General features: G+C 57.4%; 19 protein-coding genes. 12 read left to right on the forward strand and 7 right to left on the reverse strand.

Annotation, left to right across the window (positions count from 1 at the left end; all coding sequences use genetic code 11):
• The first annotated feature begins 470 nt into the window (after positions 1-470).
• A complete protein-coding gene (gene glnA, locus JYB84_RS17310) occupies positions 471-1,880 on the forward strand; it encodes a glutamate--ammonia ligase (RefSeq protein WP_207321246.1) in 1,410 nt (469 codons plus the stop codon).
• 174 nt (positions 1,881-2,054) lie between these two features.
• Here glnA and JYB84_RS17315 read toward each other — a convergent pair whose 3' ends face one another.
• Together JYB84_RS17315 and JYB84_RS17320 are read right to left on the reverse strand one after the other, a co-directional pair.
• Entirely contained in the window at positions 2,055-3,170 is a 1,116-nt protein-coding gene (locus JYB84_RS17315) for an aminotransferase class V-fold PLP-dependent enzyme (RefSeq protein ID WP_207321247.1), read from the reverse strand.
• A gap of 3 nt (positions 3,171-3,173) precedes the next feature.
• Positions 3,174-4,352: a PrnB family protein gene (locus JYB84_RS17320; protein WP_207321248.1), complete on the reverse strand. Its 1,179-nt coding sequence runs from the start codon at positions 4,350-4,352 to the stop codon at positions 3,174-3,176.
• 174 nt (positions 4,353-4,526) lie between these two features.
• Between JYB84_RS17320 and JYB84_RS17325 the strand changes: the two genes are divergently transcribed.
• From JYB84_RS17325 to glnG, 8 genes are all read left to right on the forward strand, one after another.
• Positions 4,527-4,988, forward strand: a complete 462-nt coding sequence (locus tag JYB84_RS17325) for an Lrp/AsnC family transcriptional regulator (protein WP_207321249.1) — start codon at positions 4,527-4,529, stop codon at positions 4,986-4,988.
• 80 nt (positions 4,989-5,068) lie between these two features.
• On the forward strand, positions 5,069-5,620 hold the full coding sequence (locus JYB84_RS17330; RefSeq protein ID WP_207321250.1) for a zf-TFIIB domain-containing protein: 552 nt from the start codon (positions 5,069-5,071) through the stop codon (positions 5,618-5,620).
• Between the two features lies 1 nt (position 5,621).
• The gene (locus JYB84_RS17335) at positions 5,622-6,266 is read left to right on the forward strand and encodes a glycine-rich domain-containing protein (protein WP_207321251.1); all 645 of its coding nucleotides are present in this window, start codon (positions 5,622-5,624) and stop codon (positions 6,264-6,266) included.
• Positions 6,267-6,343: 77 nt separating this feature from the next.
• Positions 6,344-8,476, forward strand: a complete 2,133-nt coding sequence (gene ovoA / locus JYB84_RS17340) for a 5-histidylcysteine sulfoxide synthase (protein WP_207321252.1) — start codon at positions 6,344-6,346, stop codon at positions 8,474-8,476.
• 98 nt (positions 8,477-8,574) lie between these two features.
• On the forward strand, positions 8,575-8,886 hold the full coding sequence (gene ppnP, locus JYB84_RS17345; RefSeq protein WP_207321253.1) for a pyrimidine/purine nucleoside phosphorylase: 312 nt from the start codon (positions 8,575-8,577) through the stop codon (positions 8,884-8,886).
• A 79-nt stretch (positions 8,887-8,965) separates the two neighbouring features.
• Positions 8,966-9,502 (forward strand): DUF4124 domain-containing protein, encoded by a 537-nt coding sequence (locus JYB84_RS17350; protein WP_207321254.1) that lies wholly within the window; start codon positions 8,966-8,968, stop codon positions 9,500-9,502.
• A 128-nt stretch (positions 9,503-9,630) separates the two neighbouring features.
• A complete protein-coding gene (gene glnL, locus JYB84_RS17355) occupies positions 9,631-10,674 on the forward strand; it encodes a nitrogen regulation protein NR(II) (RefSeq protein WP_207321255.1) in 1,044 nt (347 codons plus the stop codon).
• 21 nt (positions 10,675-10,695) lie between these two features.
• Complete coding sequence (gene glnG, locus JYB84_RS17360; RefSeq protein ID WP_207321256.1) at positions 10,696-12,114, forward strand: nitrogen regulation protein NR(I); 1,419 nt, start codon at positions 10,696-10,698, stop codon at positions 12,112-12,114.
• 42 nt (positions 12,115-12,156) lie between these two features.
• Here glnG and JYB84_RS17365 read toward each other — a convergent pair whose 3' ends face one another.
• The 4 genes from JYB84_RS17365 to JYB84_RS17380 all read right to left on the reverse strand — a co-directional run bounded on the left by JYB84_RS17365 (position 12,157) and on the right by JYB84_RS17380 (position 14,920).
• Positions 12,157-12,705, reverse strand: a complete 549-nt coding sequence (locus tag JYB84_RS17365; protein WP_207321257.1) for a porin family protein — start codon at positions 12,703-12,705, stop codon at positions 12,157-12,159.
• Positions 12,706-12,837: 132 nt separating this feature from the next.
• Positions 12,838-13,380 (reverse strand): porin family protein, encoded by a 543-nt coding sequence (locus tag JYB84_RS17370; RefSeq protein WP_207321258.1) that lies wholly within the window; start codon positions 13,378-13,380, stop codon positions 12,838-12,840.
• 110 nt (positions 13,381-13,490) lie between these two features.
• On the reverse strand, positions 13,491-14,360 hold the full coding sequence (gene fieF / locus JYB84_RS17375) for a cation efflux pump FieF (RefSeq protein ID WP_207321259.1): 870 nt from the start codon (positions 14,358-14,360) through the stop codon (positions 13,491-13,493).
• Positions 14,361-14,461: 101 nt separating this feature from the next.
• Positions 14,462-14,920 (reverse strand): Spy/CpxP family protein refolding chaperone, encoded by a 459-nt coding sequence (locus JYB84_RS17380; RefSeq protein ID WP_207321260.1) that lies wholly within the window; start codon positions 14,918-14,920, stop codon positions 14,462-14,464.
• A 190-nt stretch (positions 14,921-15,110) separates the two neighbouring features.
• Here JYB84_RS17380 and JYB84_RS17385 point away from each other — a divergent pair, with 190 nt between their 5' ends.
• Together JYB84_RS17385 and JYB84_RS17390 are read left to right on the forward strand one after the other, a co-directional pair.
• Positions 15,111-15,797, forward strand: a complete 687-nt coding sequence (locus JYB84_RS17385) for a response regulator (protein WP_207321261.1) — start codon at positions 15,111-15,113, stop codon at positions 15,795-15,797.
• Positions 15,797-17,194, forward strand: coding sequence for an ATP-binding protein (locus tag JYB84_RS17390; RefSeq protein WP_207321262.1), 1,398 nt, complete (start codon positions 15,797-15,799; stop codon positions 17,192-17,194). Before JYB84_RS17385 ends, JYB84_RS17390 begins: the two co-directional genes overlap by 1 nt.
• A gap of 4 nt (positions 17,195-17,198) precedes the next feature.
• Here JYB84_RS17390 and JYB84_RS17395 read toward each other — a convergent pair whose 3' ends face one another.
• On the reverse strand, positions 17,199-18,980 hold the full coding sequence (locus JYB84_RS17395; protein ID WP_207321263.1) for a sigma-54-dependent Fis family transcriptional regulator: 1,782 nt from the start codon (positions 18,978-18,980) through the stop codon (positions 17,199-17,201).
• A 248-nt stretch (positions 18,981-19,228) separates the two neighbouring features.
• Between JYB84_RS17395 and exaC the strand changes: the two genes are divergently transcribed.
• Complete coding sequence (gene exaC / locus JYB84_RS17400) at positions 19,229-20,740, forward strand: acetaldehyde dehydrogenase ExaC (RefSeq protein WP_207321264.1); 1,512 nt, start codon at positions 19,229-19,231, stop codon at positions 20,738-20,740.
• Positions 20,741-20,841: the final 101 nt, after the last annotated feature.

Here is a 20,841-nt window from a genome sequence, read left to right on the forward strand (position 1 = left end):
ATCAAAATACTGTGGGGTTCGACGACAGCATAGCAGCTGTTTATGACGGCAAGACGTACCTGCGGTCGCTGCTTTGTATCACCGGCGCCAGCCGTTTATCGACCCCCCAATGAGGTCAGTCTAACGGATGGTTGCTTTAAAAAGCGTGACATTCTACTCTAGCAGCGCCCCATCGCACAGGATTATTTTTTGGCCGCTTATGGAAGCTATAGTCCGGCAAGACTGCACCAAGATGCTGCATTCGCGTGGTGATTGCACCACCATAAAGCATCGTGCGCACCAAAATAGTGCAACCCGGAGCAATTCTGCGTTACTCACTCAAACCATCCCCTTATACATCATGATCTTAGCAACCTGGCACGAGTCTCGCTTTAGATGGGCAACTTCAAAGCGCGATACCAACCGGGATTTGTTGCTTTGCCAGATAAGATGATTAAGGGAACACCCTCTACCCTACCGGAGACTTGAGAATGTCAGTTGAAACAGTGTTAAAGCAGCTTGAAGAACTGGAAGTGAAATTTGTGGATCTGCGCTTTACCGACACCAAGGGTAAAGAGCAACATGTGTCTATCCCTACTCATCAAGTCGATGCCGATTTCTTCGAAGATGGCAAAATGTTCGACGGTTCTTCCATTGCCGGCTGGAAAGGCATCAACGAGTCAGACATGGTACTGATGCCAGATGCGAGCACATTCGTGCTGGATCCTTTCACCGAAGAAACCACCGCCATCATCCGCTGTGACATCCTCGAGCCAGGCACCATGACCGGCTATGATCGTGACCCACGCTCCATCGCCAAGAAGGCCGAAGAATACCTGCGCGCTACCGGTATTGCCGATACAGTGCTGATGGGTCCAGAGCCAGAATTCTTCCTGTTCGACGACGTGCGTTTCGGCACCGACATGAGCGGTTGCTTTGTGAAGATCGACGCCAAGGAAGCGGCCTGGAACTCAGGCACCAGCTACGAAGAAGGCAACACTGGTCACCGTCCATTCGTTAAAGGCGGTTACTTCCCGGTTGCTCCTGTAGACTCTTCACAGGACCTGCGCTCTGCCATGTGTCTGGTGCTGGAAGAAATGGGTCAAGTGGTTGAAGCCCATCACCACGAAGTGGCTACCGCCGGTCAAAACGAAATCGCCACCCGTTTCAACACCCTGACCAAGAAAGCCGACGAAATCCAAGTCCTGAAGTACGTGGTGCACAACATGGCCCACGCCTATGGCAAGACTGCGACCTTCATGCCCAAGCCAATCGTTGGTGATAACGGTTCAGGTATGCACGTTCACCAGTCTCTGGCCAAAGACGGCGTTAACCTGTTTGCCGGTGACAAGTACGGCGGGCTGTCTGAAACTGCCCTGTACTACATTGGTGGTATCATCAAGCACGCCCGTGCCCTGAACGCCTTCACCAACCCAAGCACCAACTCTTACAAGCGTCTGGTTCCACACTTTGAAGCACCAGTGATGCTGGCTTACTCTGCCCGTAACCGCTCTGCTTCTATCCGTATCCCTGTGGTACCAAGCCCGAAAGCCCGTCGTATCGAGACCCGCTTCCCAGACCCAACTGCCAACCCATACCTGGGCTTCGCTGCCCTGCTGATGGCCGGTCTGGACGGTATCCAGAACAAGATCCACCCTGGCGATGCCATGGACAAGGACCTGTACGATCTGCCAGCCGAAGAAGCGGCCGAAATCCCACAGGTAGCCGAGTCTCTGGACGTGGCTCTGGCGGCTCTGGATGCAGACCGTGAGTTCCTGACCAAGGGCGGTGTGTTCAGCGATGACTTCATCAATTCCTACATCAAGCTGAAAACAGCTGAAGCCGAGCGCGTGAACCGCACCACTCACCCACTCGAGTTCGAGATGTACTACAGCCTGTAATACCCTGCAGAACCGCCGGGCAACCGGCGGATAAAAAAAAGAAAAGCGCCCCGGGCTCAACCCCGGGGCGCTACTTTTTTATGGCTGGCTGTAACTGCAAAGCTGGCCATTCGCGGTAGCCACATGAAAAAGCCCCGGCTCTGGCCGGGGCTTTTATTTTGAGCCGGGGTTTACCTAAGCCAGGACCCCTTCCACACAGGCGATAAAGGCGCGGATATCGGCCACATCATTATAGAGATGCGGCGAGACCCGCAGGCCATAACGGCGGCGATCAACGCTGATAGCTGCCGCAGCCAGCGCTTGCTGCACCGCCTCATTGTCCTGACCAAAATCCAGGATCGCGGTCCCGCTACGATTTTCAGGCTTGATACGCAGCGCACCATATTGGTGCAATCCATCATAAAGCATTGAAACCAAAGCCTGATTGTGCACACGCAGCACATCGGAGCCCAGCTCGGCGAACCAGGCGATGGCATGTGCGGCTATGGCATAGGGCGCCACCGACGGTGTGCCGCCCCAAAAGCGCAGCGCAGTTGGATGATTACGGAATTGGTGAATATCAAATTCAAACGGATTCTCGTGGGAGAACCAACCCACATCCCTGGGCAGGCAAAGGGACAATTGTTCAGGATTAACCCACAAGTAAGCGGCACCGGGACCGGAGCAGAGCCATTTGACCGCCGATCCTATCAGAAAATCCGGATTTAGCCTGGCAAGCGACAGCGGCACCACACCCGCAGACTGGGCCACGTCAATCAGGCTGAGCACACCGAGGTCCCGGCAGCGCGCTACCAGCTCGGCCACGGGCGCCAGGGCGCCGGTATTGGAATAGGCGTGACTGATAAAGGCAAGATCAAGATCGGCACTCAGGTACTGGTCCCAGACATTGGCATCCGTAATATCGGCGTCCGCCGGCACAAACACCAGCTCGGCCTCGGGCAGCGCCTGACGCAGGGCAAAGCCCATGGAGGGAAAATCCTGCTCACTCATGAGAATACGGGCACCGGCACGATTCAGCCGGGGATGGGACATCACCAGCTTGGTCAGCGCCGAAGACAGGTTCACCTGGGGACAGAAGTCCTCTGCCCGGCCGTCAAACAGCCAGGCCAGAGAAGTGCGGAACTTGTCGACCACACCCAGCCAGTGGCCCCAGGGTTCGCGGCCACTGTCTTGCCAGGGTTGCCAAAAATCCTGCTCAAAGCCCGCCTTGGCGGCCTTGAGGGGGCGACCCACCGAGTGATTCAGCAGGTACACGCCCTCTGGCAGGTAAAATTCATTTTTATAATCCATGACTTACCCCAGACTTGCCTTCAGACGCTGTATATCCTGCCAGCGGGTGCGGATATCGCTGCGCTTTGCGGCAGCGCGCCTGTCCCTGAGTTTCTCCAGGGAGGCCAACAGCACATGCAGCGGTGGACCACTGGCGGTCACCTTGGACATGTGTTGCTGCTGCATATCAACCGAGGGACCAGAGATATACTTGTGCACCAGCTGGTCATGGTGTTGAATAGCCGTCTGACCATGCAGTTCACAGACCTCCAGGAACAGCGGCAGGTTCTGCTGGTACCAGGCTTCCTTGTGACCGCCGCTGGCCTTGAGGAACTGGTCCATCAGGCTGGTGCGGCGCATGCAGTCGCGCAGTATGGCCTGATCTTCGGGCATCATGTAGAGAAACTTGTCCACCAGCATTTGCGAGTAAGACTGCTCATTGGCAAAACACAGTCCCAGCAGTAAGTCGATCACATTGATGCCGGCAAAGTCGCCGGCGTTGGCACCGCGGTACACCTGGCTGCCGACCCGATACGGCTTGTAGTAAGGCCGCACGCAATAGAAGAAACGATCGGTATCCAGCTCGTTGAACAGAGTGGCGTTGGAGTCCATCACATCCTGCAGCGCCTGACGCGCCACCTTGAGCAGATCGGCACTGATGGGATGGGAAATACCCAGCGGCAGGATTTTCAGCAGGGCATCGGCGGCGCGCTTATAGGCCAAAATGCCCTTGGTGTTGTAATCCACGAACAGACGCTCGTCGGCCAAATCGGTAAAGCGCTTGTACAGGCCGTTATGAGCACGGTTATGGGTAGTCAAATGGGCGGTGGCAAAACGGGGGGTCACGCCGATGGAGGCGCCAATCTGCATCGCCAGGGCCGAGGCTTCCACCAGGGGAGAACTGGTCTCCCGGCTGGGCTCTGTTATCTCATGGCGCCGACAGGCCGCCATATACAGACCCACATTACCCAGCAGATCAAAGGCCGCATCAAAGCCTTCATCTGTATTGCCCTCGTCGAGCAGCGCCAGGATCAGGGTGCGACCTTCACTTTCCAGCGCCTGCTTGTACTCTTCGCCTACGCCCTCAACATTGGCCCTGTCATCCTGCAACCAGTACAGGGCTTCCAGACTGTTGTTCAGTTCCACAAAACGGGTGCGCAGCCAGTCATCAAAGGCTTCCACGTTCAAGGTCATGTGTTTCATTGCGGCTTCTCCATGGCGCTTATATCAGGGTTTGTTAAAGCTCTTTTTGAGACCATCAGCCTAGCACAGTGGCAAGATTGGTTTTCACCAATCAGCATTACTTTCGCCACCGACATTGGTGCATTTCAATAATTAATTGGACATATTTAACGAAATTCACCAAACCAGTCACATATGGATAAGAAAGACCTCGCCATCATAGACAGATTGCAACGTGATGGCCGCATCAGTATCAGCGAGCTGGCCGCCAGCCTGAATATGTCCGACACCCCCTGCATTCGCCGCATCCGCAAGCTGGAGCAGGATGGGGTGATCAGCGGTTACGCCGCCCAACTGGACCCGCATAAGGCCGGTTTTAATGTCATTGTTTACGCCGCTATCCGTCTGAGCGAGAACTCAGATACCGCCGCCGAGCGCTTCGAGACCGCTGTCGCCAAATTGCCGGAAGTGATGGAATGCTCGGTGATCACCGGCTCCCACGACTATCTGCTGAAAATTGTTGCCCGGGATCTGCCGGCCTACGAGCGCTTTGTGAAAAAATCCCTCGGTAGCCTGCCTGCCATAGCGGGCATCGAATCCACCCTGGTGCTGAAACAAACCTTCAGCCGTACCGCCCTGCCGCTCAGCGCCAATTGAACCCAAGTGTCACTTGAGCGCAAGAGTCCCATGGCTTAAGGTAAGTCGAGGCGCTAACCACTTTATTTGGCGGAAAAAAGATGAAATGTACCAGCTGCAAAAAGGGCACCCTGGTGCCCACCCGTTTGGATGGTCTGTTCCCGGCCCACAGCTGCAATCATTGCGAGGGCCACTGGGTACTGATTGAAGACTTTGTTGCCTGGAAGCAGCAACAGGGAGCGTCCGAGCTGGAGGAAGGTCGGGCCGTGGTGGTGGAAGAGCTGGAGGAAAGCCGCCAGGCCCTGCTGTGTCCCATCAGCGGCACCCTGATGCGCAAACTCAGGTTCAGCCTCTACAGCAATCATCATCTGGATTACAGTTCCGCCGTCGGTGGTGTCTGGCTGGATCGCGGTGAATGGCAATGGCTCAAACGCGAAAACCTGGCCCATTGTCTCAATCAACTGGTCACCGAAGAATGGCAGCACAAGTTGCGCCAGGCCCAGAGCCGGCAACATCAGGCAGAGCTTTACCGGCAAAAATTCGGCGCCGAGACCTATGAGGAACTGGTGCGGATCCGCACCTGGCTCGATGAACAGCCGCACAGGGCCGCCCTGAGGGCCTATTTGCTGGCCGATGACCCTTACCGGAACTGACATGGCCGGGCTGTTTTTTGCGTGTCTGGCGGCCCTGCCGCTGCTTCTGGTACTCAGATGGCGCCAGCGCCGCAAACAAAGGCGTGAACGCCACATACGCGAACTGGTGTTTCCGGACAAGCTTTCACACCGGCTGGCCGAGCGCTATCCCCACCTGGGTCAACAAGGCCAACTGCTGGTGCTTGAAGGCTTGCGCAATTATTTTCAGCTGAGCCTGACCGCGGGTCGTCAACCACTGGCCATGCCATCACAGGCTGTGGATTGCGTGTGGCACGAATTTATCCTTTTTACCCGTCAATACCAGAAATTTTGTCGCCGTGCCTTCGGTCGTTTTCTACATCACACACCGGCCGAAGCCATGCAGTCCCAGACCTCTGCCCAGCAGGGCATACGTCGCTGCTGGCGTCTGGCCTGCAAGGCCGAGGGCATAGACCCCAAACGGCCTTCGAGGTTGCCGCTGTTGTTTGCCCTGGACAGCGAATTGCAGATAGCCGATGGCTTCAGCTATAGCCTGGATTGCCTGCGCCACCCCGGCAGCTATTGCGCCAGCCACATAGCCTGTGGCACAGGCTGCAGTAGTGACAGCGGCTGCAGTGACAGTGGTTGCAGTGACAATGGTTGCAGCAGCTGTTCCAGCGGCGACTGAACCCGCCTGGCTGTCACAAGTGTCTGCCAGGCTTAAAGGCCCCAAAATAGATTGCCAATCAACAGGAGTGACTGCACATGGAAAACACCGCCCTGCCAACCCCCTTGCTCAGTGGCGCGGATGCCGAGGCCAAGCGTGATGAACTCAGGCACTATTTTCGCAACAGCCAGCGTCAGTATGAGTCCCTGTTCAGCCTGCTGACCTCGGATGATGCCTTCTACGTCAAGGCGGAGCCCCTGCGTCATCCGCTGATCTTTTATTACGGCCACACGGCCACGTTCTTCGTCAACAAACTCAAATTGGGTAAATACCTGGACGAGCGCATCAACGAACACTTTGAGTCCATGTTCGCCATAGGTGTCGACGAAATGTCCTGGGACGACCTGAACCAGGCCCACTATGACTGGCCAGCCGTGGCACAAGTGCGCGATTATCGCGCCAAGGTGGTGCAGTTGGTGGAGCACCTGCTGGATACCATGGAGCTGCAATTGCCCATTACCCAGGACAGCCTGGCTTGGGTGCTGCTGATGGGCATAGAACATGAGCGCATCCATTTGGAAACCTCCTCGGTGATCATTCGCCAATTGCCGCTGACCATGGTCAGGACGCACCCGGACTGGCCCGGCTGTCAGGACTGGGGGCCGGCACCCGAGAATAAGCTGATCCCCTTTCAGGGGGGCGAAATAGTGCTGGGCAAGGATGAGGAAGATGCCAGCTATGGCTGGGACAATGAGTACGGCCGCCAGCACCACAAGCTCAAAGAATTCAGGGCCAGCGAGCATCTGGTCTCCAACGGCGAGTATCTGGCTTTTGTCGAGGACGGTGGCTATCAAAATCCCGACTATTGGACCGAGGAAGGCCGCGGCTGGCTGGCGTTTACCGGGGCTCAAATGCCCCGTTTCTGGCGCCGCGATGGCGACAACTGGCGTCAGCGCAATCTGACCGAGGAAATCCCCCTGCCGCTGAACTGGCCGGTCGAAGTCAACCAGTTGGAGGCCAAGGCCTTTTGCAACTGGAAATCCCAAAAAACCGAACGCAGGCTGCGACTGCCCACCGAAGCCGAATGGTACCTGATGCGCCGGGAGCTGGCGGGCGACAGCATAGCCGTAGGCGCCACCCCGGCCTGGAGCGAGATGCCCGGCAATTTGGCGCTGGCATTCCACGCCTCATCCTGTCCGGTCAACCGTTTCCGCCAGGGACGGCTGTACGACATAGTGGGCAATGTCTGGCAGTGGACCGAAACCGCCATCGACGGTTTTCCGGGCTTTGCCGTGCATCCCCTGTACGATGACTTTTCCACCCCCACCTTTGACGGCAAGCATAACCTGATGAAGGGCGGCAGCTGGGTTTCCACCGGCAATGAGGCCATAGCCTCGTCCCGTTACGCCTTCAGGCGCCATTTCTATCAGCACGCAGGTTTCCGATATCTGGAATCAGCCCAGGCCCCCGACGAGGGATTGAAAGTGAATGTGTACGAGACGGACGAATCCATCTCCCAATACCTGGAATTCCACTATGGCCGTGAGTATTTCGGGGTGGCCAACTTCTGCGTCAACGGTGTTACTCAGGCGTTGGCGGAGCTCGACCTCAAACCCAATGGCAAGGCGCTGGACATAGGTTGCTCAGTGGGCCGGGCCAGTTTTGAGCTGGCCAGGCACTTTGCCCAGGTGGACGCCATCGATTTCTCGGCCCGCTTTATCCAGCAGGCCTATGCCCTGACCGAGCAGGGCGAGAAGCGCTACACCATACGCACCGAGGGCGATCTGGTGGAATACCGTACCGTCACCCTGGCGGCTCTGGGATACGAGCAGGTGAAACACAGGGTTCACTTTGCCCAGGGTGATGCCTGCAATCTCAAGCCCATGTTCAGTGGTTATGATCTGGTGTATGCGTCCAATCTCATCGACCGCCTGGCTCAGCCACAGCAGTTCCTGGGACGGATCCATGAACGCCTCAACGAAGGCGGCTATCTGGTAATCGCCTCACCCTATACCTGGCTGGAAGAATACACGCCCAAGGCCAACTGGCTCGGTGGTATCAAGATCAACGGCGAAAACTTCACCTCCCTCGATGGCTTGACCGAGGCGCTGATAGAGCGCTTTGAACTGGTGGCGGTGAAGGAAATTCCCTTTGTTATCCGCGAAACCAAGCGTAAGTTCCAGCACAGTCTGTCGGAGATGAGCATCTGGCGTAAAAGAGAAAAACGCTGAAGCCGGGACCGGCCGGAGCAACTCAAATTTTATTCAGTAGTCCGGCCGGGTAATTGACGATATTCTCAGTCATTCACTAAAAATACTGAGGAATTGACATGCAATTGATAGAAAAGGTAAACGTAGCCACAAAAGCCAATCTGTATTTTGATGGTCGGGTCAGCAGCCGCAGTATCTTTCTGGCCGACGGCAGTCGCCAGACCCTGGGAGTCATGTTGCCGGGAGAATACAGGTTCGACACCAGCCAGGCGGAGCTGATGCACATCACTTCCGGCCCGGTAGAAGTGCGCCTGCCGGGGGAAACCGACTGGCGCGTATTGCAGGAAGGCGACAGCTTTGAGCTGGCGGCCGGAGTTGAATTTGATATCCGCTGTCAGGGGATTGCCGAATACCTGTGCAGCTATCGCTAAGGCCCTTGGTCGAGGGTGGATGATCCCGGCGTCAAAACGGGCTACTCTAGTGAAAGAATTGGCCACCAGGAACGCCATTATGCGGATATTCACCCTCACCCTCTTGCTGCTCGCCGGCCTGTGCCAGGCTGCCGTGTATAAATGGGTCGACAAGGACGGCAAGGTCCATTACAGCGATGAGCCCAAGGGCGATGCCCAGCTGGTTGAACCCAAAGAAAATACCCAAAACCAGATCAGCGTACGGCCACCTGTGGATCTCAGCGCCGGCAAGCAGTCGCCTGCGGCCCATATCGAGTATCAATTAAGCATACTCAGCCCGGAACACGAGGAAACCATCCGCAATAACGACGGTAACTTCAGTGTCAGGGCCAGCATAGACCCCGAACCTCCCAAGGGTGCCCTCTGGGTGTTAAGGCTGGACGGCAAGGTCTGGCAAGACCCCACAACCAGCCCCTTCTTCCAGCTGGAAAACATAGATCGCGGTGAGCACAGCATCCAGGTGCAATTGATCACCCAAAACGGCAAAGTCCTTGCATCCAGTCATACCAGAACCCTGTTTCTGCACCGCGCAACCTTGCTGCAGGCGCCCCAGCCGGTACAACCCAAAGCTGGATAATGAATTTATTTCTTGGTAAACAGTTAGTTATACGCCAAGCCTATAAATAGTCAGTCGCCCGTTCCAGGTTGCAGTTTGCACCATATTGGTGCACCATATTGGTGCAAACACAATTTCCGGAACGGCCGATGGATACTCTCAACCTGCTCAATCATTTGGTTACCGCCGTACTGGTCATAGATAGTGACTTGCGGCCCTGCTTTGCCAACGCTGCCGCCGAGCAATTGCTGGGGGCCGGCAGCCATCGCCTCACAGAACATCCGCTCACCGAGCACCTGCTGTCGCTGGACGTGGAGCGCCGTTTGTTGGAAGACGCGGTGCGCCAGGGCCAGGGATTGACGGTGAACACCGCCAGCCTGGTCACCCTGGATGGCCAGCAACACACAGTGGATCTGACCCTGGTGCCCTTGGAGCAACAGCAGCTGAGCCTGCTGGAGCTGCGCCAGGTGGATCAACAGCGGCGGATCCACCAGCAACTGAGCCAGGATGCCCAGCAACAGGCGGCGCAATTTCTGGTGCGCAACCTGGCACATGAGATTAAAAATCCCCTTGGTGGCCTGCGCGGTGCGGCGCAGCTGCTGGCGCGGGAACTGGAGGAACCGGCGCTGAAGGAATTCACCGCCCTGATCATTGAACAGGCAGACAGGCTGCGTTCCCTGGTGGATAAATTGCTCGGGCCCCAGCGCCCCACCCAGCACAGTCCCCACAACATCCACCAGGTGGTGCAAAAGGTGCTGAAACTGGTGGAGGTGACTCTGCCAAGGAATATCCGCCTCAAGCGTGACTATGACCCTTCGATTCCGGACATCAATATGGATCCGGATCAGCTGCAGCAGGCGTTGCTGAACATAGTGCAAAACGCGGTGCAGGCGCTGGAAGAACGGGGCGGCGAGATCATTATCAAGTCCCGCACCCAGCATCAGGTCACCATAGGCACCCAAAGATTCAAACTGGTGGCCGAATTGTCCGTGATAGACAACGGACCCGGCATCCCGCCCGAGTTGATGGATACCCTGTTCTATCCCATGGTCACGGGGCGGGAACAGGGCTCGGGGCTGGGACTGTCCATTGCCCACAATATTGCCAGGCTCCATGGCGGTCGTATCGACTGTCATTCGGCCCCCGGCCACACGGAATTTGTGATTACCTTGCCGATCATCAGCGGCAAGTAGCAGCCACACAGAGGAGATGACATGAGTATCAGCGAACAGGTTTGGATCCTCGACGATGACAGCTCCATACGCTGGGTGCTGGAGAAGGCGCTCAAGGGCGCCAGGCTGACCACGGCCAGCTTTGCCGCGGCCGAATCCCTGTGGCAGGCACTGGAATTATCCCAGCCCCAGGTAATCATTTCCGATATCCGCATGCCGGGTACCGACGGTTTGACCCTGTTACAACGACTGGGGCTGCACTATCCCAATATTCCGGTCATCATAATGACCGCCCATTCGGATCTCGACAGTGCCGTCAGCGCCTATCAGGCGGGGGCATTTGAATATCTGCCGAAACCCTTCGATATAGACGAGGCCATAGCCCTGGTGGAGCGGGCCTTGACCCACGCCAACGAACAAAGCCCGGCGCCTGTGGTGGAAGAAAGACTCAAGACTCCGGAAATCATTGGCGAAGCCCCGGCAATGCAGGAGGTGTTCCGCGCCATTGGCCGCCTGTCACGCTCTTCCATCAGCGTGCTGATCAACGGTCAGTCCGGTACCGGCAAGGAGTTGGTGGCGGGCGCCCTGCACAAACACAGCCCACGTAAGGACAAGCCCTTTATCGCCCTGAACATGGCGGCCATCCCCAAGGATCTGATCGAATCCGAGCTGTTTGGCCATGAGAAGGGCGCCTTCACCGGCGCAGCTGCGGTACGTCAGGGCCGGTTTGAACAAGCCAACGGCGGCACCCTGTTTCTGGATGAAATCGGCGATATGCCATTGGACGTGCAGACCCGACTGCTGCGGGTACTGGCCGATGGTCAGTTTTACCGGGTCGGTGGTCACTCGCCGGTACAGGTGGACGTGCGCATTATCGCCGCCACCCATCAGGATCTGGAACAGCAGGTGCAAAAGGGTCAATTCCGTGAGGATCTGTTCCACCGTCTCAACGTGATCCGGGTGCATTTGCCGCCCCTGGCACAAAGGCGCGAAGACATTCCCCAATTGGCCAGTCACTTCCTGGCCTCGGCGGCCCGGGAAATCGGCGTCGAAGCCAAGGTGCTGGCACGGGAAACCGCACTCAAGTTGCAACAATTGCCCTGGCCCGGCAACGTGCGTCAATTGGAAAATACCTGCCGCTGGCTGACAGTCATGGCCTCGGGCCAGGAAATCCTGCCCCAGGATCTGCCACCGGAACTGCTGAAGGAACCTCTGACACTCGGCCAGGGCAGCCCGGAGCAACATACCGGCGGCTGGCAGGAGGCACTGCGGGCCTGGGTGGATGTGCGGCTTGGCAATGGCGACAGCGATCTGCTGACCGAGGTGCAACCCGAGTTTGAGCGCATCTTGCTGGAAACCGCCTTGAAACACACCCAGGGTCACAAGCAGGAAGCGGCCCGCCGCCTGGGTTGGGGCCGCAATACCCTGACCCGCAAATTGAAAGAACTGGAAATGGAATAGCAAAAAGGGATGCACTGCATCCCTTTTTTGTCGACCGAAGGCTTAGAAGCGGTAATGCATACCGACGCCGAACTGGTGCACCCGGGTGCTGGCAAAGTAATTGTCGTAATCTTTCGACTCGGGTTCGGTTTCGCTGTACTCGTAAGACAGACGCAGCGCCAGGGATTCAGTTAAGGTCATATCCACGCCCGTGCCCAGCAGCCAGCCAATGCCACGATAGTCATCTGTAGTGCTGTCGTCAGGGCTGTAGATGGCTTCCCACAACAGACCGCCCTTGAGGTACACAGTCACCACATCGCTGTAGGCGTGGCGCACGGTCGGCGCCAGGGTGATGGCGGCTGAGCGGATATCAACCTCATCGATATAGCTGTCGGTGCCGTGAATACCGGCTTCCAGGCCGAAACTCTTGTTGAAGTTGTAGCCACCATAGACACCCAAACCCAGAGCTGACTCTTCGAAGTCACCGATTCTGTCGGTCATGCTGGTATGGTTGATTTGCCCCCCCAGGTAATAACCCAGGTCCTTGGCGGCAAAAACGGGAGAAGTCAGTGACAGCAGCAAGCTGCCGACGAGTAATGAATTCAGTTTCATGATCTTCCTTATGGGGTTTGTCGCTACAACCAGCGACCGTCCTTATGATGCGGCGTCATATTAACCGCTTAATATCCCGAATAAAAGCAATAAAAAAGGACGCCATAGCGTCCTTTTTTACAAACAGCGGAATTAAAACTGGTAGTGCATGCCCAGAGCAATCTGGGATATGTCGGCATCCAAGTCATCAGCAAAATCACCGTCCAGATCGCCGCTGGAACGATCGTAGCTCAAACGAATGTTCAGATGCTCATTGATGGCGGCATTCAGGCCCAGGCCCCAAGTGAAGCCAGTCCCGGTGAAGTCATCATCACCGAAATCAGTGTCCACAACCACCGCCATGGATGCCAGGCCAACCTTGGCAAAGCCGGAGAACATATCGTTGAACTGCACAGTGAACTTGGGGGTAAAGGTCCAGGCACCTGCGCCTATATCCACGTTGTCTTCACCCAGATCACCGCTGGCAAACAGGTTGGTTTCCAGGCCGAACCACTCGTTGAAGTTGTAGCCACCGTAAGCGCCTAAGCCCACTCCGCTTTCGGAAAAATCATTGTCAACCGACAGTTTTACCTGGTTGACGGCGCCACCTATATAGAAACCTGTCTTGTCGGTTTCCGCCAGTGCAGAAGTGCTTGCCAATACGGCGGCCAGGGCGGCTATTTTGATTGCTTTCATTCTTTGAGATCCCTCTGTGTTTAATGTTCGCTTGCATTGTCATTCGGCCAGGCTGAACAACAGCTGAACGCTTATATCCGTTTTTTTACTGATTTTCAAAACTTTATGGGTCAAATGGGATCCTGGTGAATGATGACTTCGGCATCAAGGAACTCACTCTTTATTCTGGCGCTGGTGTCATCGGAAATGCCGTGGGCATCCCTGAGCGGCAGGTTGCCATCCAATTCCAGATGCAGCTGGATAAAGGTGGTTTTGCCGGCCCGGCGGGTACGCAAATCGTGGATGCCATTGACCCTGGGATCGGCCTGGGCCAACTGCACTATGCGCAGGCGACTGTCATTATCCAGCTCACGATCCAGCAAGGTCTGCACGGCACCATAACCCAGTCCGAGCGCCTGCTGGCCTATGTAAAGAGCGATCAGCAAGGCAAACAAACCGTCGGCCCACCAAAAACCGTATTGTGCCAACACCAGTGCCAGCAGCACTGCGCCATTGAGCAGTAAGTCGGAGCTGTAATGCAGCGAATCCGCCGCCACCACACTGCTGCCGGTTTCCTTGAGCGCGCGCCGCTGCAAGAGCACCAGGGCCAAGGTCAGTACTATGGCAATGATGGATACCCAAATGCCGATATTGGCGTGGGAGAGGGGTGTGGGATTGAGCAAACGATCGCCACCGTGGAACAGCAGCAAAAAGGCCGAGCCGAGGATAAAGGCGGATTGCGCCAGGGAGGCCAGTGGCTCGGCCTTACCATGACCGTATCTGTGTTCGTGATCGGCGGGCATCAGGGCATAACGGATGGCAGCAAAATTGACCAGGGACGCCAGCGCATCGGCAAAGGAGTCGGTCAGTGATGCCAGCATGCTGGCGGAGCCAGACCAGAGCCAGGCGAGGAGCTTAATCAGTATCAGGGTCAGAGCAGTGGCCACGGAGGCGCGTGAGGCCAGTTTTACCCAGAAGTCATAGTGATGATCGGCATTCATGGAACGGGAGTCACCTTAGTACGGGGACTCCCTTTATAGCAGAAATTACAGAGGGTTAAAACGCGGTTTATCAGCTAATTTGCAGTACAAATTCGGCGGATTCAGCGTTTTCTGCCCCCGTGTTCCGCAAACTGCTGCCGGAATTTTTCCTGTTGTTCAGGGGTCAGCAATTGATACACCTGCTGCTGCAACTTCATGAAATTCAGCATACCTTCTTCATGGTGCTGTTGCTGCTCGGCGATCAGTGCCCGGGCCACATTTTCATCAAACTTTGAGGCACTGACCAGGGCCAGCATCTTGCTTCTGTGGGTCTCGCGCTCCGATTCATCCTGCTGCTCGCTGCGGGCCTGGCGTTGTTCCTTCATCAGCGATTTAATCTGTGCCTCCTGTTCCTCGGTCAGATCCAGATTGCGGAACATATGACGCATACCCTGATGCATTCCGGGGCCGTTTTCACCCCGGTCTTCACCATGTTCATGGGCCACGGCGACGGTACCACCGAGTAACATAGCGGTTGCCAGCAGGCCCAGCAGGCCTTGAGTTAATTTGGATTTCTTCATGGTTCACCTCTGTGATTGGCTGTATCGACGCTTCCCAGTTTATGGCCGTCAACGTAAGTGTGGGTCTGGCCTGCGTAAAACTGTGTAAAGGAAGGGTTTCCCGCCATCTTTACATTGACTTACACTGGCTTGACAGCGCTTGACCTTAAAGACTTGTATACTCGGGCGCAGTACAGCTGCGGAGTAGTATATGAACCGAATCTTGCTGATTGACGATGACCTGGGCCTGGCAGAGCTGCTGGGACAACTGCTGGAACTGGAAGGTTTCGACCTGACCCTGGCCCACGATGGCCAGACAGGGCTGGATCTGGCCCGGCAACAGGAGTTCGATCTGATATTGCTGGATGTCATGCTGCCCAAGCTCAACGGCTTTGAAGTGTTGCGCAATTTACGGACCCACAAGCAAACCCCGGTGCTGATGTTAACCGCCAGGGGCGATGAGATAGACAGGGTCGTCGGTCTGGAAATCGGTGCCGATGACTACCTGCCCAAACCCTTCAACGACAGGGAACTGGTGGCCAGGATCCGCGCCATTCTGCGGCGGGCCCAGCCTCCCAAAATGGACACCCACACCCAGCCGATACAGGAGTTTGGCGATTTGCGTCTTGATACCGCCCGCCAGGAAGCCTTCTGCAATGAGCAATTGCTGCTGTTAACCGGCACCGAATTCAGCCTGCTGCTGCAACTGGCGCGCCAGGCCGGTGAGTTGGTCTCCAAGGAATGGCTCAGCGAGCAGGTGCTTGGCAAGCGTCTGATGCCCTTCGATCGCAGCCTGGACATGCACCTGTCCAACCTGCGCAAGAAGCTGCCCGAGCGCAGCGATGGTCGCCCCAGGGTCAAGACCATCCGCGGCAAGGGTTATATCTGGTTACCCTGATGAAAAAACTGTCATCCCTGCTCGGCGCTCTGAGCCCCAATCGACTGTTTATCAAGCTGTTGCTTGGCTTTTGGCTGGGCAGCTCGGTAATTATTGTTGCCATTGGCAGCCTGCCCTTGTTGCAGCAACACTTGGATACAGCTCCCCTGCCGCCCCATCTGCAACAACTGCTGGAACGGGCCGCCAGGCCCCTGGTAGAGCGCCCGGGGTTGATGACGGCAGAACGGATCCGCCACTGGGACCGCATGAACCGGCGCGATGATAAACCGGTGCGACTGATCCTGGTCGACGACGAAGGCAAGGTGCTTAACGACAGGCCATCGCGGCAACTGCTCAACTTTATGCTGTTGGCCGAAGATGCGGGACACCCGATCAGCCATCAGTACCGTGACGACATGCTGTTTGGCCCCTTCAGGTTTCAGGCCGGCACCGACAGCTATGCGCTCTATGGCAGGCTGCCCGGCAAGCATCCGCGGCCCTGGTTTATATTTTTCAATGAAAACAAGATGCTGACCCTGGGGTTGGCCGTGCTGCTTTCGGGCCTGTTGTGTGGCCTGCTGGCCTGGCACCTGGGCAAACCCTTGCGCCAGCTAAAACACAGTGCCGATACGCTCGCCGCCGGGCAACTGGACAGCAGGGTCGACAGCCAAACCGCACGCCGCCGCGACGAACTGGGTCAGGTGGCAAGGGCCTTTAACGGCATGGCCGATGCAGTCGAGACCATGGTGCGCAACCAGCAGCGGCTGATGGGTGACATCAGCCATGAATTGCGCACGCCACTGACCCGGTTGCAACTGGCCCTGGCACTGGCCCGTAAACGTGGTGAGGAAACTCCGGAAATTAACCGGATTGCCTATGAAGCGGGTCAGCTGGAGCAGCTGATCGCCGAACTGCTGACCCTGTCTCGGCTGCAACTCAATGCTCAGGAACCCAAGCGACTGTTAAGCCTGGGCGACAGCCTGGATCAGGTGCTCGACGATGCGGATTTTGAAGCCAGCGAACAGAATAAACAGTTACATATCAGCCTGGATGAGGAGTTTCAATTTCAGCACTACCCCAAAATCCTGGCGCGGGCGGTGGAAAACCTGCTGCGTAACGCCATCCGCTATGCCAACGGGGCCATCTGGCTGAGCAGCGAGTTACAGGAAAATAATCTCATCCTGAAAATTTGCGACGACGGCCCCGGGGTTGCCGAGGCCGAGTTGGAAGCCATCTTCCAGCCCTTCTATCGCCCCGACACCTCCCGGGAAAGAGAGAGCGGCGGCTGGGGCCTGGGACTGGCGATTACGGCTGCGGCGGTCAAGGCCCATGGTGGTGAGATCCGCGCTGAAAACCGCCCCGAAGGCGGCCTGTGTGTCAGCCTCAGCCTGCCGCTCACTTCGTCCGAGCAGCGCTAATCTCTCAGCCCCTCACACAAGACTGGCGCAGACGACGATAGATCTGATTACGACTGATGCCCAGGCGGCGGGCGCAGGCGCTGACATTACCGTTACACTCAGCCAGGGTGGTGAGGATCTGCTGCCGCATCCGCTGCTCAAGTTTGCCATCAGCCTGACCACAGTCATGGCCATCCGCCTGGCCTGTGTCATGTTGTCGCCCCTGCCGCAGACGGGCCAACAGCGCCTCAGGTACATGCTGCAACTGCAACTCGGGTTCATCTTCGGCCAACAGGCAGACGACCTGCATCAGGTTGTCCAATTCCCTCAGGTTGCCCGGCCAGGCATAGGACTCCAGCCAGCCCAGTAAGTCGGTGCTGATGCCCTGATCCTGGCTGCGATACTTGCGATGCAGCTTGTGGATGATCCGGCTGCGATCGCTGCGTTGGCGCAGCGGTGGCAAGATCACCTGCAAGCCATTGAGCCTGAAATACAAATCCTGACGGAAACGCCCTTCGTCCACCATGGACTGCAAATCCATGTGGGTCGCGGCCACAACCTGAATATCCACTTTCACCGCCTGCAAACTGCCCACGGGGGTCACCTCCCGCTCCTGCAACACCCGCAGCAGTCGTCCCTGTGCCGCCAGCGGCAGCTCGCCTATTTCATCCAGAAACAGAAAGCCGCCATCGGCCTGACGTATCTTGCCCAGGTACCCCTGTCGGGCGGCGCCGGTGAAGGCGCCGGCCTGGTAGCCGAAGAGTTCGGATTCCACCAACTCCGCCGGCAGGGCGGCACAATTGACCGCCACCAGCGGCCCCTTGCGGTGGCTGTCGCTGTACAGCTGGCGCACAAAGTGCTCCTTGCCAACGCCGGTTTCCCCCTGGATAAGCAGGGGGATCTGCCTTGAAACCACCTTGCGGGCCAGTTGCCAGGCCTGCTCCAGCTTAGGGTCATGGAACTTGACCGGCTTGGCGCCCTGGATTTTTTTGCTCGGCGTGTCGCCAAGGGCCGAGGTGGCCAGATGCAGCTCACCCCAAGGGCACTGGCTGCTCTGCCGCTGCCAATCCTCACCCAGCAGCTCGGCCAAATCCGCTCCCGGTTGGGCCCGCCCCAGATATTGGCGCGCCATGGGATTGAGTCCCAGCAAACGGCCGTTGTCATCGGCGATCAGTATCCCCTGCCAGCCGGAAGACAACAGCTGCCGGCTCGCCGCCAGATCCACCCGGAAACGTCCGCCCGGCAGGGAGCACAGCAGCGCCGTCTCCACCTGCTGGGCCAGGCTGGAGATCAGCATCAGGGTTTGCTGGGTGTGTCTGAGTCGCTCGGAAGTGATGTCGAGGGCGCCGATAAGCTCACCGTTGGGGGCAAAAATGGGACTGGCGGAACAGCTCATAAAACGGTGCTGGCGGAAATAATGTTGCTCGCCCACCACAGACAAAGCCTGCCCCGCCCTCAGGGCCGTGCCTATGGCATTGGTGCCCTTGTGCTCCTCCAGCCAGTTAACGCCGCAATCCAGGGCCACATTGGCCAAGCGATCCGAGTAACGCACCAGTCCCCAGTGCCTTAGCACGAAGCCATCGCTGTCGGACAGAATGAGACGACTGTCGCTGTGGGCCATCAATTTGGAAAACAACGGCAGGGCATGTTGCTCCACCAGGCTCACCAATTGGCGCCGACTTTCCAGCCGTTCATCCAGGTCGGCCGCCGTCAGCCTCAGCCCATCGGCAGGGCGATTTTCATGCAGACCTGCGTCGGCGCTGCGGCGCCAGGAATCCGCCAGCCAGGGTTGCAGCGAAGCCTTCATATCTCCTCCATGTGTTCCGTTCCGTGACACCTGAGTGTAGCGGAAAGTGACAATGCGACCAGGACAGTCCGGCCCAACCTTGGGCACCCAAAGGCCAATGACATAGAAAAACCGGAAATTCATCATACTGTTAGCCAGTCATTGCCACAAGTTGCACCATCTTGGCCCGTCCCTTGCGCTATAGGGCCAGCAACCCGCGGGTTGCGCCACATTCAACAAGACAATCAATAACACGGAAGGACAAGCCAATGATCTACAGCGCTCCAGGTACCCCGGGTGCCATAGCCAACTTCAAGGCCCGCTATGACAACTTTATCGGCGGCAAGTGGACACCGCCGGTGGGCGGCCAGTACTTTGACAACATTTCCCCCGTGACGGGAGAGGTCTTCTGTCAGGCGGCACGCTCCGATGGCCGCGACATAGAGCTGGCGCTGGATGCGGCCCACGCCGCCAGGGAAGCCTGGGGTCAAACCTCGGTGACCGAGCGGGCCAATCTGCTGCTGAAAATCGCCGACCGGGTCGAGCAGCAGCTGGAGCGGCTGGCGGTGGCGGAAACCTGGGAAAACGGCAAGGCGGTGCGCGAGACCCTGAATGCCGACCTGCCGTTGTTTGTTGACCATTTCCGCTACTTCGCCGGCTGCATCCGCGCCCAGGAGGGCAGTGCCGCCGATTTGGACAGCAAGACGGTCAGCTACCACTTCCCCGAGCCCCTCGGCGTGGTGGGACAGATCATCCCCTGGAACTTCCCCTTGCTGATGGCGGCCTGGAAAATCGCCCCGGCACTGGCGGCCGGTAACTGCATAGTACTCAAACCCGCCGAGCAGACCCCGGTATCCATCCTGGTGCTGATCGAGGCCATAGAAGATCTGCTGCCACCCGGGGTGCTCAACATAGTCAACGGCTTTGGTGCCGAGGCCGGCGCGGCATTGGCCACCAGCAAGCGCATCGCCAAGCTGGCCTTCACAGGTTCCACCGAGGTGGGCAATCACATACTCAAGTGCGCCGCCGAGAATCTTATCCCCTCAACCGTGGAGCTGGGCGGCAAGTCACCCAACATCTACTTTGCCGACGTGATGAACCACGAAGACAGCTATCTGGACAAGGCCGTCGAGGGCTTGCTGCTGGCCTTCTTCAATCAGGGCGAGGTCTGCACCTGTCCCAGCCGGGTGCTGGTGCAGGAGTCCATTTACGATGCCTTTATCGAAAAGGTCATTGAGCGCGCCAAAGGCATACGCCAGGGCAATCCGCTGGACACCGAAACCCAGGTGGGCGCCCAGGCCTCACTGGAGCAGTTCGACAAGATCCTCAGCTACCTGGAAGTCGGACGCAGCGAGGGCGCCCAGGTGCTACTGGGCGGCCAAAGAGCCACCACGGCCCAGGGTGGTTACTATATCCAACCGACACTGCTCAAGGGTCATAACAAGATGCGGGTGTTCCAGGAAGAAATTTTCGGTCCCGTGGTATCCATCACCACCTTCAAGGACGAAGCCGAGGCCCTGGCGATAGCCAACGATACCCAGTACGGCCTGGGTGCCGGGGTCTGGACCCGCGACATGAACCTGGCCCAGCGCATGGGACGCGGCATTCAGGCCGGCAGGGTGTGGATCAACTGCTACCACGCCTATCCGGCCCACGCCGCCTTCGGTGGCTACAAGAAGTCCGGCATCGGCCGCGAAACCCACAAGATGATGTTGTCTCACTACCAGAACACCAAAAACCTGCTGGTCAGTTACGACACCAACCCCCTGGGCTTCTTCTGACAGGCAAAGCCTCCAAACAAGACCCCGGCCCAGGCCGGGGTCTTTGCCTTCGACATATTTCGCAATACTTCAAGCCCTTCTAATGCAAGGGCGCATTTGTT

This window comes from Shewanella cyperi (assembly GCF_017354985.1).
Classification (GTDB): domain Bacteria; phylum Pseudomonadota; class Gammaproteobacteria; order Enterobacterales; family Shewanellaceae; genus Shewanella; species Shewanella cyperi.